The 15995-nt window shown below is 58.9% G+C and carries 15 protein-coding genes and 1 pseudogene; 12 read left to right on the top strand and 4 right to left on the bottom strand.

The features are described 5' to 3' along the window. Positions 1–118 precede the first annotated feature (118 nt). Positions 119–1159: a patatin-like phospholipase family protein gene (locus K5D32_RS25265; RefSeq protein WP_221602262.1), complete on the bottom strand. Its 1041-nt coding sequence runs from the start codon at positions 1157–1159 to the stop codon at positions 119–121. Between the two features lie 139 nt (positions 1160–1298). Between K5D32_RS25265 and K5D32_RS25260 the strand changes: the two genes are divergently transcribed. The 6 genes from K5D32_RS25260 to K5D32_RS25235 all read left to right on the top strand — a co-directional run bounded on the left by K5D32_RS25260 (position 1299) and on the right by K5D32_RS25235 (position 7326). Further along, positions 1299–1577, top strand: coding sequence for a hypothetical protein (locus K5D32_RS25260; RefSeq protein WP_025260601.1), 279 nt, complete (start codon positions 1299–1301; stop codon positions 1575–1577). Between the two features lie 185 nt (positions 1578–1762). Next, complete coding sequence (locus tag K5D32_RS25255) at positions 1763–2680, top strand: MoxR family ATPase (RefSeq protein WP_025260600.1); 918 nt, start codon at positions 1763–1765, stop codon at positions 2678–2680. Beyond that, complete coding sequence (locus K5D32_RS25250; protein ID WP_221594751.1) at positions 2677–3633, top strand: DUF58 domain-containing protein; 957 nt, start codon at positions 2677–2679, stop codon at positions 3631–3633. The genes K5D32_RS25255 and K5D32_RS25250 overlap by 4 nt, the downstream gene beginning before the upstream one ends. Continuing rightward, the gene (locus K5D32_RS25245) at positions 3630–5630 is read left to right on the top strand and encodes a DUF3488 and transglutaminase-like domain-containing protein (protein ID WP_221602261.1); all 2001 of its coding nucleotides are present in this window, start codon (positions 3630–3632) and stop codon (positions 5628–5630) included. Before K5D32_RS25250 ends, K5D32_RS25245 begins: the two co-directional genes overlap by 4 nt. A 24-nt stretch (positions 5631–5654) precedes the next feature. Beyond that, entirely contained in the window at positions 5655–6416 is a 762-nt protein-coding gene (locus K5D32_RS25240) for a CHAD domain-containing protein (RefSeq protein WP_260407540.1), read from the top strand. A 112-nt stretch (positions 6417–6528) separates the two neighbouring features. Next, complete coding sequence (locus tag K5D32_RS25235) at positions 6529–7326, top strand: acyl-CoA thioesterase II (RefSeq protein WP_221594749.1); 798 nt, start codon at positions 6529–6531, stop codon at positions 7324–7326. Between the two features lie 46 nt (positions 7327–7372). On the opposite strand, the gene K5D32_RS25230 is transcribed toward K5D32_RS25235, so the two are convergent. The 3 genes from K5D32_RS25230 to K5D32_RS25220 form a co-directional block, all read right to left on the bottom strand. Further along, positions 7373–7735 (bottom strand): Mpo1-like protein, encoded by a 363-nt coding sequence (locus K5D32_RS25230; protein WP_221594748.1) that lies wholly within the window; start codon positions 7733–7735, stop codon positions 7373–7375. 96 nt (positions 7736–7831) lie between these two features. Then, a complete protein-coding gene (locus tag K5D32_RS25225) occupies positions 7832–9307 on the bottom strand; it encodes a methyl-accepting chemotaxis protein (protein ID WP_221602260.1) in 1476 nt (491 codons plus the stop codon). A gap of 98 nt (positions 9308–9405) precedes the next feature. Next, positions 9406–10230 carry a TatD family hydrolase gene (locus K5D32_RS25220; RefSeq protein WP_221602259.1) on the bottom strand — a complete coding sequence of 275 codons (825 nt, stop codon included), beginning with the start codon at positions 10228–10230 and terminating at the stop codon, positions 9406–9408. 165 nt (positions 10231–10395) lie between these two features. On the opposite strand from K5D32_RS25220, the gene K5D32_RS25215 reads away from it, so the two are divergent. The 6 genes and pseudogenes from K5D32_RS25215 to greB all read left to right on the top strand — a co-directional run bounded on the left by K5D32_RS25215 (position 10396) and on the right by greB (position 15909). Beyond that, the gene (locus K5D32_RS25215; RefSeq protein ID WP_221602258.1) at positions 10396–11832 is read left to right on the top strand and encodes a transglycosylase SLT domain-containing protein; all 1437 of its coding nucleotides are present in this window, start codon (positions 10396–10398) and stop codon (positions 11830–11832) included. A gap of 95 nt (positions 11833–11927) precedes the next feature. Further along, complete coding sequence (locus tag K5D32_RS25210; RefSeq protein WP_221575942.1) at positions 11928–12362, top strand: DoxX family protein; 435 nt, start codon at positions 11928–11930, stop codon at positions 12360–12362. Between the two features lie 232 nt (positions 12363–12594). Further along, positions 12595–12903: a hypothetical protein gene (locus K5D32_RS25205; RefSeq protein WP_025260590.1), complete on the top strand. Its 309-nt coding sequence runs from the start codon at positions 12595–12597 to the stop codon at positions 12901–12903. A 358-nt stretch (positions 12904–13261) separates the two neighbouring features. Next, positions 13262–14422 (top strand): annotated as a pseudogene (locus K5D32_RS26450) (HAMP domain-containing protein); the annotation flags it as partial. Then, entirely contained in the window at positions 14423–15292 is an 870-nt protein-coding gene (locus K5D32_RS26445) for a methyl-accepting chemotaxis protein (RefSeq protein ID WP_409339100.1), read from the top strand. A gap of 143 nt (positions 15293–15435) precedes the next feature. After that, positions 15436–15909, top strand: coding sequence for a transcription elongation factor GreB (gene greB / locus K5D32_RS25195; protein ID WP_200995054.1), 474 nt, complete (start codon positions 15436–15438; stop codon positions 15907–15909). Positions 15910–15995 lie beyond the last annotated feature (86 nt).

Below are 15995 nucleotides of genomic sequence, written 5' to 3'. Positions count from 1 at the left end.
TGGCGGTGAGCTTGAATGATTCTGTGTACTTACTCATAACGTCCCCCAAGGGTTGGATGGGTGTCCAACTTTTTGGGGGCAGTTCATCATCCGCAAACACATGGCGGCGGGTGATCTTTCACCCGTGCTCGTTTTCATACCGATCCAGCGTATCCCTGGCAATCTCGCGTCCCAGTGCGATCAACTCCGGTGCCTTGTAAAACTCGAAGAACCGGCACACCCGCTTTGGAACGTTGATCAGAATATCCGGCGGATAACCGGCGATCTTGTACTGCGCCAGTGAGGTCTGCATCACCTCGAAACTCTGGTTGATCAGGTCCAGCAATGAAGCAGGCCCCACATTGTCGATAATGACCGAGCCGCTGGCCGATTTCGGGGCGCCGGAGGCCTGAGGTGCTGCGGCGGGTTGCTGGCCCAGCGGGTCGGCGGATTCTTCGCCCAGCCAGGGATTTTCAATAAGCGCTGCTGCAGATTTCAGGCTGCCGGATCCTCCCTCGACAGCTTCGAGCTTGCGCCGGAACGGCAGGCGCGAGCCCAGTGAGCTGATCAGCGAGTCGACACGTTTTTTCACGGCCGGCGGGCGCTCAATCGTCGGTAACTGATACTGCTGCTGATTGGTGGCGTTGAGGTTGATCGCCACGATCAGATCGCAGTGGCTGGAAACCACCGGCACGATAGGCAGCGGGTTGAGCAATCCGCCATCTACCAGCATCCGGCCTCCCTGCATCACCGGGGTAAACAGGCTGGGAATCGCTGCCGAGGCGCGCATGGCCTGATGCAGGCAGCCTTCCTGAAACCAGATCTCTTGCTGGTTGGTGAGGTCGGTCGCCACGGCCGTGTAGGGAATGCGCAGGTCTTCGATATTGATCTCGCCGACGATATCGCGAATGTGTCCGAAAACCTTCTCGCCCCGAATCGCCCCCAGCCGGAAACTCACGTCCACCAGCCTCAATACATCCAGGTAATCGAGGCTTTCGATCCATTTGCGATACTGCTCCAGCTTGCCAGCAGCATAGATACCGCCCACTACAGCGCCCATCGAGCAGCCTGCAATGCAGGAAATTTCATAATTGCGCCGTTCCAGCTCTTCGATCACGCCGATATGGGCATAACCACGAGCGCCGCCGGAGCCCAGCACCAGTGCTATTCGTTTTTTCATCAGAATGCTCCTGACAGGTATCGATCCATGACCGGGTAATGCAGAATGCCATGCAATGAAAACAGTTGCTTACGGCACTTTTAGTGGCCAGCATCGTCAAAGCCGCACACTCTATTTTTCACGTCTGAGGTAACACCCCATGAAAGCCTGGATCTGTTTGCCATTGTTCATCGTGGTCCTTGCAGGTTGTGCCGGCAAGACCGGGTATCGGGACAGCTGCGCCAGTCAGCTCGACAGCGCCTGGCAGGAGCTGGATCTGGCCAAGGCCGAAGGTTTTGCCGGTACGGTCAGTTACTCCAAGGCCCTGTCGCTCTTGACCGGTGCCAAGACTCAGCAGCAATTCGAGGCGTTTGAAGGTTGTACGCAAAAGGCCGAGAAAGCACGCTTTTATATTCGCGAGTCCCGCGCCGGTCGCTGATCCGGCCTTCGCGAATGAATTGGGTCCCGGCAGGAGCGAATTCATTCGCGACCCCCACATCTCCAAAAGCAATTCTCCTCTCTCCTCTGGCGAAAAGGCCTACGCTAACCTTACAGTGGTCGTGCGTGATGGCATCGTTTGCAGTCCCAATGGCTTTATAGGCAGTCGGCTGGAGAGGCTTTCAGATGGGCAGAAAACTCGATGCATGTCTCAGTGCCATAAACGAAGTGGTGCTGGGCAAGGAAGGGCAGGTGCGTCTGGCAATGACGTGCCTGCTGGGTGGCGGTCATCTGTTGATCGAGGACTTGCCGGGCATGGGCAAGACCACCCTCAGCCATGCTCTGGCCCGGATACTGGGCTTGAGCTATCAGCGTATCCAGTTCACCTCGGACCTGTTGCCCGGCGATATTCTGGGCACATCAGTGTTCGATCGTGATACCGGGCAGTTCACCTTTCATCCGGGGCCGATCTTCGCTGAACTGGTACTGGCCGACGAAATCAACCGGGCGACGCCCAAGAGCCAGAGTGCCTTGCTGGAAGCGATGGAAGAAGGCCAGGTTTCCATCGAAGGCGCAACGCGGTTGTTGCCCGATCCGTTCTTTGTGATCGCGACCCAGAACCCGTTCAGTTCCGGTGGCACTTTTGCCTTGCCCGAGTCGCAGCTGGATCGTTTCCTGATGCGCATTTCCATGGGGTATCCCGCCAAGGCGGCTGAAAAAGCCTTGCTGCTGGGGCAATCCCGACGCGAACTGATGCCGCGTCTGCAACCAATACTCAACCATGCCGAACTGGGTCTGTTGCAGGCCCAGGCGCGGCAGGTGCGGGTCAGCGATGCGCTGGTGGATTATGTCTTGCGTCTGGTGGACGCGACTCGGAGCCAGCCGCAGTTCGCCTACGGGCTTTCGCCCCGGGCCAGCCTGGCGATTGTTTCGGCGGCGCGGGCCTGGGCCTTGTTGCTGGGCCGCGATTATGTGATCCCTGAAGATGTGCAGGCGGTGTTGCCGTCCGTGGTGGGTCATCGTCTGCGCGAGCGCAGCGACCCGACCGGTCATGGTGGCGGGGCGCTGGTGCAGTGGTTGCTGCGTGAGGTGCCGGTGCTTTGATCCAACAGCTCAAACCGCTCTGGCAGCGCTGGCTGGGGCGACGGATTCCCCCGGCGGCGCGAATCAAGCTGGATCATCGGCGTATTTTCATCCTGCCGACCCGCACCGGCGCGACGTTCGCGCTGGTGGTGTTCCTGATGCTGCTGGTTTCCATCAATTACCAGAACAGTCTGGCGTACGGCCTGACTTTTTTGCTGTTGGCAGTGGGGATACTGGCGATTCTGCATACCTACCGCAATCTTGGTGGACTGGTGCTCAGTGCCGGTCTGGCGCGTTCGGTGTTTGTCGGTGAGCCGGTGCAGTTGCGCCTGCGACTGGAAAGTGCCGGCCATGCCCATCAGGCCCTCGGGCTTGGCTGGAATGCGCAAACACTGCAGCCTGGCGATGTGACTGCCGAAGGCCTGACGGAGGTGGAGCTGACACTGCCCGCCGAAACCCGTGGCTGGCTGCGCGCTCCCCGATTGCGTGTCGAGAGCGTGTTTCCCCTGGGGATTTTCCGGGCCTGGAGCTGGCTGGATCTGGAGCAGACCGTCTTGATCTATCCCCGCCCGATACCCGGTGCGATGCCGCTACTTCAGGGCGTGCAACCCCATGCTCAGGACGATGGTCAGGCGACTCAGGGAGCGGGCGTGGATGACTATCAGGGATTGCGCAGCTATCAGCCCGGCGATAACCGCCGGCGCCTGCACTGGAAGGCGTATTCCCGGGGCCAGGGCCTGCTGGTCAAGGACTTCACTGATTTGAGCGGCCATGAGCTGTGCCTGGATTTCATGGCGCTGGGTGGCGACATCGAGGAACGTCTGTCGCGTCTGTGTTACTGGGTACTGGAGCTGTCGCAGCGTCAGCAGCCCTTTGCCTTGCGTTTGCCGGGTTTCCTGTCGGCGGTGGACAGCAGCGACGCACATCGTGAGGCCTGCCTGCGCCAGCTGGCACTGTTCGGCAATCGCTCATGAACAACGTCAGCCTCGGACAACCCGTTCCGCGTCCAGGCCTGATCTGGCTGTTACTGGCTCAGGCTCTGGTCATCCTGCCGTTCATCACCCATCTGCCGGTATCCATCATCCTGCTGTGGCTGGGGTGCATGACCTGGCGCGTGCAAGTCATGCGCATGCGGGCCCGCATGCCGGGCAACTGGGTCAAGTCAGGACTGTTGGTGGGGACGGCCGGTGGTGTGTACCTGGCGCGAGGCAGTCTGGTGGGGCTTGATGCCGGGGCCGCGCTGCTGATTGCCGCCTTTGTGCTCAAGATGCTGGAGATGCAGACCCGGCGCGATGCGTTGGTGCTGATTTTTTTGGGATTCTTTTGCGTGGTGGTGGGTTATCTGTTCGAGGACAACCTGCTCTGGGCGCTATTGAGTCTGTTGCCGATTGCCGCCTTGCTTGCGTCGCTGATCGGCCTGCAACAATCGGATCTGGCCAGCAAGCCTGTCAACAGCCTGAAACTGAGTTTCAAACTCATAGCCCAGGCTGTGCCGCTGATGTTGCTGCTGTTTCTGTTCTTTCCGCGTCTCGATCCGTTATGGGCGCTGCCGCAGCCGAGCAACAAGGGCGTGACCGGCCTGTCCGACAGCATGTCGCCGGGTGACCTGACGGAATTGAGCAAATCGCCAGCCCTGGTGTTTCGTGCCAGCTTCGATGGGCCTGTGCCGGCGCGTAATCAGTTGTACTGGCGCAGCCTGACCCTTGAGCAGTTCGATGGTCGTCGCTGGTCGCAATCGTTGCGTGCCCAGACGGTGCAGGTGCCGCAGTGGCAAAAGCGCGGCAATGCAATCGCCTACAGCATTGTCATGGAGCCCAGTGGGCGTCCGTGGCTGCCGATTCTCGATGTCGGCGAAACGACCCTGGCCGAGGTGCGCCAGATGAGCGATTTCCGTTTGCAGCGCAGGCGGCCTGTCGATCAGTCCATGATGTTCGCCGTGACTTCATGGCCACAGGCGGTTCGTGATGCGCAACTGACCGAAAACATTCAGCGCCAGGACCTGCAATTGCCTGCCAAGGGCAATGAACAAGCCCGGCAATGGGCCAGAGACTTGTTGCGCCGCTATCCAGAACCCGATGCGCTGGTGGAAGCCATGCAGCGGTATTTTCGCGAGCAGCCGTTTCATTACACCCTCAAGCCCACGCCGCTCGGGATCGACAGCATCGATGATTTCCTGTTTGTCAGCAGACAGGGTTTCTGTGGCCATTACGCCGGAGCCATGACCTTTGTGTTGCGGGCGGCGGGTATTCCGGCGCGTGTGGTGGCGGGTTATCAGGGCGGCGAGTTGAACCCGGACGGGCAATATCTGACCGTGCGCCAGTTCGATGCCCACGCCTGGGTCGAATACTGGCAGCCGGACGTTGGCTGGCGCAGTGTCGACCCGACGGCTGCCGTGGCGCCCGAACGTATCGAGCAGGGCCTGGAGCAGGCATTGGCCGCCGATGAGGCATTCCTGCAGGACTCACCCATGTCGGCGTTGCGTTACCGGGACGTTGCCTGGCTCAATTCGTTGCGCCTGAGCTGGGACAGCCTCAACTACGGCTGGCAGCGCTGGGTGCTGGGCTATCAGGGCCAGCAGCAGTTACAGGTGCTGGGCCGCTGGTTTTCGGGTTTTCAGGTGCCGGTTTTCGTGGGGGGTGTCCTGAGCGTTCTGGCACTGATAGCCTTGTGGCTGTTCAAACCCTGGCAACGGGAAAGTGATTCGCAGCTTCGCCTGTTCATGGCCTTCGAGCGTCTGCTGGCGCGACATGGACTGCGGCGCATGCCGGGTGAGGGTGCCGAAGCCTTTTGCAGTCGCGCCGTGCTGTTTTTTCCGCGCCATGCCGATGTCATCGAAGCCTTTGTTCAGGAATTTCAGGCTCAGCGCTATGGCGCAAGTGGTGCTTCGGTGAGCGAGTTGCGCCGCTGCCTCAAAGCGTTGCGCCGTCGTTTGCCATGGCGCCTGGCGCCCTTGAAGGGCAGTCATTCATAAACCGTTTTTTCAGAGGGTGTGTGCATGTCGTCGATGGTGAACCATCTGATCGCCGAAATCATTGCGCTGGACGTCAAGTTGATTGCCTGTCAGGCACGTGTGGCGGTATCCACCGACAGTGAAGCGCTGCATGACTTGCGCACCACGGTTCGTCGTCTGCGCAGCGTGTTGCGTCCATTACGCGAACTGTCGGGTGCCGAGCCGCTGGAAGACGCCGCCAAGGCCCTTGGCCAGTTGACGACGCCTTTGCGAGACATGCAGGTACTGGCCGGGTTTCTCGCCAAAAAAGGCCTGGACGAAGCGGCGGACAAGCGTCACGAGTACCTGGACAAGGCCTGCCCGAAAGTGGCCAGGTCTGCTGAGTTGCTCAAGTTACTGGCCTTGCTCGATCAGTTTCCGGCCATGCTGCGCATGCAGGAACGCCAGGGCGGGTTGGGTGATCTGCGCAAGGTCATTGAAAAGCGCATGGACAAGCAATGGCAGAAGCTGCGGGTGGCCATGGCTGATCCGGGCCATGATCGACACGATCTGCGTTTGCTTATCAAGCGTGTGCGCTATGCCGCCGAGGCTTATCCGCAACTCAGTCATCAGCCTGAAAAGCTTCAGGCCAGGCTCAAGGCCGCTCAGAGCGAACTGGGCAACTGGCACGATCATTTGCAGTGGTTGGCGCAGGCTGGCAAGGAAGCGGATCTGGCGCCCTGCATTGCGGGCTGGCAGATTGGTATCGTGCGGGCCGAGCGCAAGGCCGAAATTGCACTGGAGCGATTGGCCAGGGATTGTTTCTGATTACGGGGGGTCAAGTCATTCAGGCCGCAAATATGGCCGATACGGCGCCTGTCAGTAGGTGGTGGGGTCGTTAATATGACGGCTGTCAGCTTTTTCCTACGCCAAGGTTCCCATGACTTTTTCCGATCTGCTCAACGCGGTGCGCGACAACCCCCAGTCTGTCACCATCCCGGCCCTGTGGTCACAGGGGCGCGCCTGCTTTGGCGGCCTGATGGCAGCCTTGCAATACGAGGCCATGCGCGGCCGTGTGCCTCAGGACAGACCGGTGCGTTCTCTGGCGATCACCTTTGTCGGGCCAGCCGAGCCGGGCGTGCCGATCTCCTTCGAGGTCGACATCCTGCGCGAGGGCAAGGCGGTCAGTCAGGTGCTGGGGCGAGCAATACAGAACGGGCAGGTGATGACCCTGATGCAGGGCAGTTTTGGCGCGGCGCGTGAGTCGGTGGTTGCGGTCGCGGCTGATCCGGCTCCCGAGCTCAAAGCGCTGGAGCATTGCCCGGCACTGCCTTTTATCAGCGGCGTGATGCCCGAATACATGCGTTTCATGGAAATGCGCTGGGCGCTGGGTGGTCTGCCGTTCAGCAATACCCCGTCACCTGCCATTGGCGGTTATGTGCGTTTTCGCGATGAGGTAGAGCCTCAGCCACTCACTGAAGCGCATATTCTGGCGATGGTCGACACTTGGCCGCCTGCACTTTTGCCACACTTGAGCAAGCCCACTCCCGGCAGTTCATTGACCTGGACCATCGAGTTCGTGCAGCCACAACCCGCTTTGAATACGCTTGACTGGTGCAGCTACCGCGCCGTGATCGAACATGCTCGCGATGGTTATGGGCATACCGCTGCGATGCTGTGGGCACCTGATGGTCAACTGGTGGCGATCAGTAGGCAAACGGTCACGGTATTTGGTTGAAACATCCTATCGGTGATGTCTTCTTATCATCGGTGATGCCTCTTTATCACCGGTGATGCCTCTTCTTCCAGGCCCGCCACCACGCGCCACTCAGCAGGAAGCGTGGAAAGGTCACGAACTGCTCGGTCAGCAGACGTTTTACCGCATCGCTCCTGTCGCTGAAAGGCTCGGGTGTCTGTGCTTCCAGAGAGTGGCCGTGCCGCTGAAAACCCAGGGCGGCGATCAGGCCGATGATGCCAATCGCAATCGAGGAAAAGCTCAGGGAGAAGATCCCGTCGAGCAACAGCAGAGCCGCAAGGATAAACAGCGGCACGGCAATCAGGTGCAGGACAAGATTGGCCGGATGCTGATGGTTGTCGGCATAGCCGCGCCATTGCCAGGTGGGGAGATTGGGAAGTCGCTTGCCCATACTGCTGTCCTCTTCAGAACCTATTTCAATGTCCTGAAGAATAGGCCTGGCTCCGTTTGTCCGCGAGCCAAGCCTGACTATCGGTGCGATAGGCCTTTACAGCTTGAGTTGGCCGATGGCCTTGCTCAATTCACCGGCCAGCGTGGCCAGATCATCACTGGTGGAAGCCGAGTCCACGGTCTGGGTTACGGTGCGCTCGGTGACATCGCGAATGCTGACCACGGCGCGGTTCATTTCTTCGGCCACCTGACTTTGTTGCTGGGCTGCCACGGCGATCTGGGTATTGCTTTCACGCATCTGCGCCACGGCACCGGCAATGGCCGCCAGCGCTTCACCGGCTTCCTGGGCCTGTTGCACGCACTCATCGGCCTTGTAGGAGCTGTCCTGCATGAAGTCCACGGCATCGCGGGTTCCGGCTTGCAGTGCTGACACCATCCCGGTGATTTCATCGGTGGACGTCTGCACCCGTTTTGCCAGATTGCGGACTTCGTCGGCAACCACGGCGAAGCCACGACCCATTTCCCCGGCACGTGCCGCTTCGATGGCCGCGTTGAGGGCCAGCAGGTTGGTCTGTTCGGCAATGCTGTGGATCACGTTGACCACACCGTTGATTTTCTGACTGTCTTCGGCAAGACGCTGGATCATCTGCGCAGTCTGCTGCACGCCGCTGGAAAGCCCGGCAATCGAAACCTGTACCCGGTCGACCACGGTCTTGCCGCTGCCTGCAAGATTGTCAGCAGTCTGGGACTGATCCCGTGTGGTGCTGGCGTGCTGGGCAATATGGTGGACAGTGGCTGTCATTTCGTTGATTGCCGTAGCGACCTGATCGGTTTCGCTTTGCTGGCCGAGCATGCCGTGGCGTACATCCTTCATGCCGGAAGCCAGGTGAGCTGCGCCTTCATCCAGGCGGGTAGCGGTTTGCGAGACGGTGTTGACCACCCGCTGGTAGCCCGCCTGCATGGCATTGAAGGCCTTGGCCATCTGCCCGACCTCATCATCGCTGCCGTTGGGAACCCGTGCAGACAGATCGCCGCTTTTCTCGACATGCAGCATCACATCCTTGAGGGCGTTGAGCTGGGTGAGGATGAAGCGGATCAGCAATTGCGAGGCGCAGAGCATCGCGATCATCAGCACGAATACTGCTATGGCGTAATTGGCGAAGCGATCCTCAAGCACCTGCAAGGCTGAGGGTGCCAGGGCCAGTACGGCAATGCGCTGGCCATCGGTGCGGCTGACGACCTGCGCGCCGACCAGAGACTGATCACCCGCCTGTTTATCCAGGGCAACCCAGTCCGTGGCATTGCTCAGTTGTGGCAAAGGCTGGCTGTTCAGGCTCGGCGTCTGGCCCTGTGCGTAGGTCAGAATATTGGCCGAGGAGGGCAAGGGTTGCGTGGCGGGCCATGCGGCGATCAGGCGCGCCTGTGCCTGGGCGGCGTCTCTGGCGGTTTCCTGGCGGGCCTGTTGCTCCAGCCCCACGGCGTAAACCACCAGCAGCAGGGTCGTGATGAATGCGACCGCGTTGACGGCCCAGAACTTGTACTTCAGTGAGAGGTTGCTAAGCAATGAGCCCATGAGTGGTCTTCTTTTGGTTGAGCGTTAGAGATGTGCAGCAAGGTGCCATCACGATGCCTCAGCCACTAAACAAACAGTTGATGCGGGTCAAGGTAACGTCACATTTCTCCGGCTGGCTCCACAAAATCCGGCAAACCAAAGAAATCACGGGCGCAGGCTGTGGTATGGCTGGCAAGGTCGGCCTGGCTTTCGTTGCGATGCAATGCCACTTCACGCAGGACTTCGGGCAGATACGCCGGTTCGTTGCGACCGTTTTTCGGCTTGGGTCGCAGGCTGCGCGGCAGGAGATAAGGCGCATCGCTTTCCAGCATCAGGCGACCACGGGGAATGTTGTGAACCAGCGGGTGCAAATGGGTGCCCCGACGTTCGTCGCAGATCCAGCCAGTAATGCCGATATGCAGGTCCATATCCAGATAACTGAACAGCGCCTTCTGCTCCCCGGTAAAGCAGTGCACCACGGCGGCTGGCAGGCGATCGCGGTAGTCGCGCAGGATTTCCAGCAGGCGCTGGCTGGCATCGCGCTCATGCAGGAATACCGGCAGTTGCAACTCCACGGCCAGTGCCAGATGGGCTTCAAGCACCTTTTCCTGCTGGGGGCGGGGCGAGAAATCCCGGTTGAAATCCAGCCCGCATTCACCGACTGCCCGCACGCGGGATTCCCTGAGCAGTGCCCGCAACTTTTGTTCGGTGTCCTGTGTCCAATCGCTCGCTGAATGGGGGTGAATACCTGCCGTGGAGAACAGTCGCAGAGCGCTTTCATCCAGTTCATGGCAGAGCTCCAGAGCCTGTTCGCTGCCCTCGACACTGGTGCCGGTGACGACCAGTTGTGACACGCCAGCGGCATAGGCCCGGTCGAGTACCGCCTGTCGCTGCGAGTCGAAGCTTGCGTTGGTGAGATTGACGCCGATGTCGATGAGTTGCATGGTGCTACCTCCAGCCGAAGGCTGCCGAGGATATCAGAGCTTCGGTAATAACAAGAAAAGGCAATGTATTCATCAGGTTAAACCTGAAGGTTTAACGGTTTTGTGTGTGGCGCGTCCCTGAGCAATCCTTTTTTCTGTCTTTTCTGGCGTATCCCCGGAGCGTGAATGACCGTTCGAGCCCTGCTTTTGCCCATCGTTTGCCTACTGGCGCTGTCGCCTCTGCCCGCGGCTGCCCGTCAGGCGGGGCCGGAGGCTGCGCAGCACAAGACTCAGGTGCGGGACCTGGAAGCGATTCGCAGCAGTAAGGTGTTACGGGTGCTGGTCAATCAGAGCCGCAACAGCTCCGGTGACGTCAAGGGACAGGAAATCGGCATCGAATATCAGCGCCTGCAAGCCTTCGAACAATACCTCAATGGTCATGCCCGCAACGGCCAGAAAGTGACCTTCAAGATGATCCCCAAAGCCAAGAATCAGTTGCTTGCCGCCCTGCAGCGCGGCGAGGGTGATCTGGTGGCGCCCGGTGAGTTGCTCGATACCGCCAACGCCAAGGGGATCAATGCAGGCGAGCCGATCATCCGTGACGTGCCGCTGATTCTGGTGGGCGTGAGAGGCGGGCGCAGCTTCAAGAATGTCGATCAGCTTTCAGGGCGTACCCTGAGCCTGCCTGCTGGCAGCATGGCCGATGAAGCCTTGCATCAGGTCAATCAGCAACTGGCATTGCGCAAACTGGCACCGGTACGTATCGAGTGGGTCGACCCCAGCCTTGCCGTGGAAGACGTGCTGGAAATGGTTCAGGCGGGCATCTATCCCCTGACGCTGGTGGAGCAACCCATTGCCGAGCGCTGGGCCAGAGTCATGCCCAAGCTGCGTCTGGACCGCAGCCTCACGTTGCGCACCCACGACGACATCAGTTGGTTCGTGCGCCAGGACGCCACCCGCTTGCGCGCCAGTATCGATGACTTCCTCAAGACCTATAAGCCTCCCGCCAATCAGGACCTGGCTTTCGAAAAGGCCTACAAGAACACCTATCGGGTCAACAACCCTCTGGTGCGCACCAACCTTCAGCGCCTGGAAAAACTGCGGCCCATGCTGCAACGCCATGCCGACGCCCAGGACATGGACTGGCTGGATCTGGCAGCGCTGGCGTTCAAGGAATCGAAACTGGACCCGACGGCCAAGGGCAGTGGTGGGGCGACGGGCTTGCTGCAGATCACGCCGTCGGCGGCAAAGCGGGTGGGTGTTTCCGATATCCAGACTGCCGACAAGAATGTGCAGGCCGGTGCCCGTTACATGGCGCTGATCCGCAGCAAGTACTTTGCCAGCCCCAGGGTCAACGAGCGTGAGCGCATGGCGTTTGTGCTGGCCGCCTACAACCTGGGACCGGAGCGGGTACAAGGTATGCGCGACGAGGCGCGCCGTCGCGGCCTCAACCCCAATCAGTGGTTCTTCCAGACCGAGCGTATTGCCATGGAGCAGGGCAGTGCCAACGTCGTCAGCTTCGTGAACAGCGTGAACAAGTACTACCTGGCGTTTGATCGCGAGCGTGGTGCGCTGGAGAAGGACACGTCTGAAAAGTCTGCCATCAGAAGACAAATCGAATAATTCGATGGTAATGCCGAGATTTTTGCGATTTTCATATTGGTTGATTTGATTATGATGGCACCACTCCCACTTAATCAGTAACGGAACAACTCACCATGAACGCAACCATCAAATCTGTACTTTCCACCCGCGCCGGTTACGGCCTGACTGTATTGCGCATCATCGTCGGCATCATCTTCATCGCTCACGGCAGCCAGAAACTGTTCGGTGCGTTTGGCGGTTATGGCCTGGAAGGTACGGCGCAGTTCATGGCCAGTCAGGGCCTGAATCCGGGTTACCTGATGGCGCTGCTGTCGGGCAGTGTCGAGTTCTTTGGTGGCCTGGCTGTACTGATCGGCCTGCTGGCTCGCCCGGCGGCACTGGGTCTGGCGGTATTGTTGCTGGTAGCGATTTTCTCGGTACACATCACTCATGGCCTGTTCATGGCTAACAATGGCTATGAGTTCGCACTGGCCTTGCTTGGCGGTGCCATCGCGATCCTGATCGAAGGCGCGGGCAAACTGTCGGTGGATCGCGCCATCGCCAAGTGAAGAGCGGCATGCGCATCAAGAAGGGCTCGCCTGTGAAAGGCGGGCCTTTCTTGCTGATGGCATTTGACAATTAACCAGCGGCTTCTCTAGGATGCTGACCAGGCGCCGATTTAACAACTACTTGCGGGGCGCCAGGCAAGGCACTGACCTTGTCGAAATACCGCTAAAACGTTGGTTCGGTGTTGCCTCCCACCGCTGCCCAGCGGAACCCCCGAGGCTGAGACAAGACACCATGAACAACCTGCGCCCCCTCGCTCGCCTGTCCCCGATTACCACTGTGTTGTCGCGCAAGAATCCGAAAATCCTGTTGGGCGGTTCGCATCAGCCGACGCTGTTGCGTTATCTGGATGGCTGGCCTCGGCGTCGCGGCGGCTCCTGTGCCTTTCTCATTCAATTTGCCGATACGACCCAATCGCTGGCTCATTACGCCAATGACCAGTTCGACCTGGCCGTGATCCAGACGCCGGATGCCGACAACGTCGAGCAGGTCATCCGTGATCTGACGCGAATTGCCCGTCAGGGGCTTATCACCCTCGGCTGAGAAGCACTGCAACTCGCCGTTCTCTCTCGCTATTCAAGCCCTCCCGAAACGGGTTGCGATTGTGCAACCCGTGACCTTCCGTCCGCTGAAAACTCGATTGGCCTGAAGCTTTATGTGCTTCAGTCGATAGCCAGTTGTGTAGTGCAAATCCCTGACAGCGTTTTACAACGCTGGAACCAATGCGTGACCCAGGCCACTCATCGCCTGTCCTTGCCATGTCTGATCGCATCTCTTCGACTTTTCGTACAAAGCCTGACGCACCGATTTTTCGCATAAATACACCAACACAAACGAGAAAGGGATCGTCTCAAAAAAGGCCCTGAACGGCTGTCGCTAAAAATTAGTGAATGAGAATCTGATGAACATATTGAGCCCTGCCGTTTACGTTACAAACCGTGTCCGCTTCCCCATAAAGTTTTTTATTCTTGGCGTGATTGTCCTCATTCCTCTGCTTTTTCTCGGTATCCGGGTGATGCAGACGCTCAACGCCAGCATCGATACCCTCAGTCATGAACAGGTAGGCCAGAAGTACCTGCTGGACGTGACCCCCGTATTGCGTCTGTCCATGATGCAACGTGCGTTGACCCACGGCATGCTCAGCGGTAACGAGAATGCCAAGGCCGATGTTGATCGCAATGCCGAGAAACTTGAGCAGGCTTTCAACGAGCTGGCGATCCAGGACGGGAAGTTCGGCAAGTATCTGGAAACCGCTGACCGGGTGCAGAAGTTGCGTGCCGAAACCCGCGAATTGATCGAACGAGCCAGGAACGGTGCAGATCCATTGACGATCTTCAGTGCCTGGAACGACCAGTTGACCAGGGTGCTGGGTTTTATCTATTACATTTCGGCCACCTCCGGAATGATTCTGGACGAAGACTATGGCTCGTTGTTTCTGATTGACCTGAGCACGCTGCGCCTGCCTCGGCAAATCAACGTGGTCGGCCAGATTCGCGGCCTGGCCAACGGTTTCAGTGCCGACCGCCAGATTGACGAGACTACCCGCGCCTTTGCCCTGAACCTGATGAAGCAGGAAGCGCAGATTCGCCAGGAGTTGCAGCAGAGCCTGCGGCTGCTGCGTCGCGAAGAGCCGGAACTCACCGATGTGGTGGAGCAACCCGTTACCCTGGCCATCAACGACCTGGAAAGCCTGAGTCGTGACCTGATGGACTATCTGGACCCGGGCAAGCGCTCGAACGTAAACGCCAATACCCTGGGTGAGCGTGGCAATGCCGTGGTCGCGCAGTTCTACAAGGCGCAGGAGCAGATGCAGGCTTCGCTGCAGAACCAACTCGCCACTCGCCTGCAGGATCGTAACAATGAACGCATGTTCTTTATCGGCCTGTTCGTCGTTCTCGGCGTCTTGCTGCTGTACGCCTTTGCCGGTATTTACAGTGCTCTGCGAAGCGCAGTGGAAGAACTGCTGAGCGTGACTGCCCGCATCGCTCAGGGCGACCTCACTGCCCGTGTAAAAGTAGGCAGTCGTGACGAGATTGGTGATGTCGGTACTGGCCTCAACAGCATGGTCGAAGCGTTCTCCCATTCCTTGAGCCAGGTCGAGAGCAGTTCACATTCTGTCTCCGAGTCCGCGCAACGTCTGGAGCGCTCGATCAGTCAGGCCAAGCAATCCATGAATGCCCAGCAGGCCGAGACCGAGCAGGTCGCCACCGCCATCAACGAAATGACCACCAGTGTGGCCGACGTGGCGCATAACACCGAAGGTGCTGCCAGTGCCGCCGAAGCAGCCAGCAGTGCTTCGGCCAAAGGCCTGCAAGTCATGGGTGAAACCCGTGCAACCATCGAAGCCTTGGTCAATGAAGTGCAAATCAGCGGGCAAAAAGTCGAAGCTCTGGCCACCCACAGCATGGAAATCGGCGGTGTGATCGAGGTGATTCGCACCATCGCCGACCAGACCAACCTGCTGGCTCTGAACGCGGCCATTGAAGCCGCGCGAGCAGGCGAGCAGGGCCGGGGTTTTGCCGTGGTGGCAGACGAGGTGCGCACTCTGGCTTCGCGTACACAGAACTCCACCGAGGAAATTCGCCGCATCATTCAGCAACTGCAAGGTGCTACCGACGAAGCCGTGCAGCAGATGAAAGCCGGTCAGGACCGCGCCCATGCCTGTCTCGATGCCTCTGAACAGGCTTCGGGTACGTTGAAACAGATCAACGAGGCCGTGGATGGAATCGTTGGCATGAACACCCAGATCGCCAGCGCAGCCGTGCAACAGCACTCGGTATCTGAAGACATCAACCGCAACGTCATGGGCATCCGCAATAGCAGCCTGGTGGTCATGGATGGCGTGAATGACAATGCTGCAACCGCAGACGAACTGTCATCACTGGCCAGCGAACTGCGCACCGTGGTCAGCCGCTTCCAGTTATCCCGATAACTCCCACAGGCCTTTCAGTAACCAAATACTGAAAGGCCTACTCCTTCTTGCTTGCAGCTTGCAGCTTGCAGCGTGCAACTTCTACTATCTCCCCCTCTGTTTTTTCGACCCCGCTGCCGACATTCGCTAGTGAGAATCCTCTTTTGCCTACAAACATCATTACAACGGAAGGTCATGAGGCTCTGAAAAAGGAGCTGGATTACCTGTGGCGGGAAAAGCGTCCCGATACCACCCGCAAGGTCACCTGGGCGGCATCGCTGGGGGATCGTAGTGAAAATGCCGATTATCAGTACAACAAGAAGCTGCTGCGCGAGATTGATCGCAGGGTTCGCTACCTTCGCAAGCGGCTTGAGGATGTGCGGGTTGTCGCCTATTCCCCGGAGCAGGAAGGCAAAGTCTTTTTCGGCGCCTGGGTCGAGATCGAAAACGAGGCGGGTGAGGTCAAGAAATTCCGCGTCGTGGGGTATGACGAGATTTATGGCCGCAATGACTACATCTCCATCGACTCACCCATGGCTCGTGCGCTGCTGAAAAAGGAAGTGGGTGATGAGGCTGTGGTGCAGACACCGGGTGGAGAGGTGTTGTGGTGGATCAATGAGATTACTTACGGCCAATAATGTTCGCGACTGAAGTCGCTTGTGTCTGCAGCGAGAGATAAAGTCAAAGGTGAGAGGGGTGAATGGCAAGCTGATTATTCGATGTG

It is taken from the genome of Pseudomonas cichorii, from assembly GCF_019719005.1.
Taxonomy (GTDB): Bacteria; Pseudomonadota; Gammaproteobacteria; order Pseudomonadales; family Pseudomonadaceae; genus Aquipseudomonas; species Aquipseudomonas cichorii_E.
This window is presented reverse-complemented; position numbering and strand designations above follow the sequence as displayed.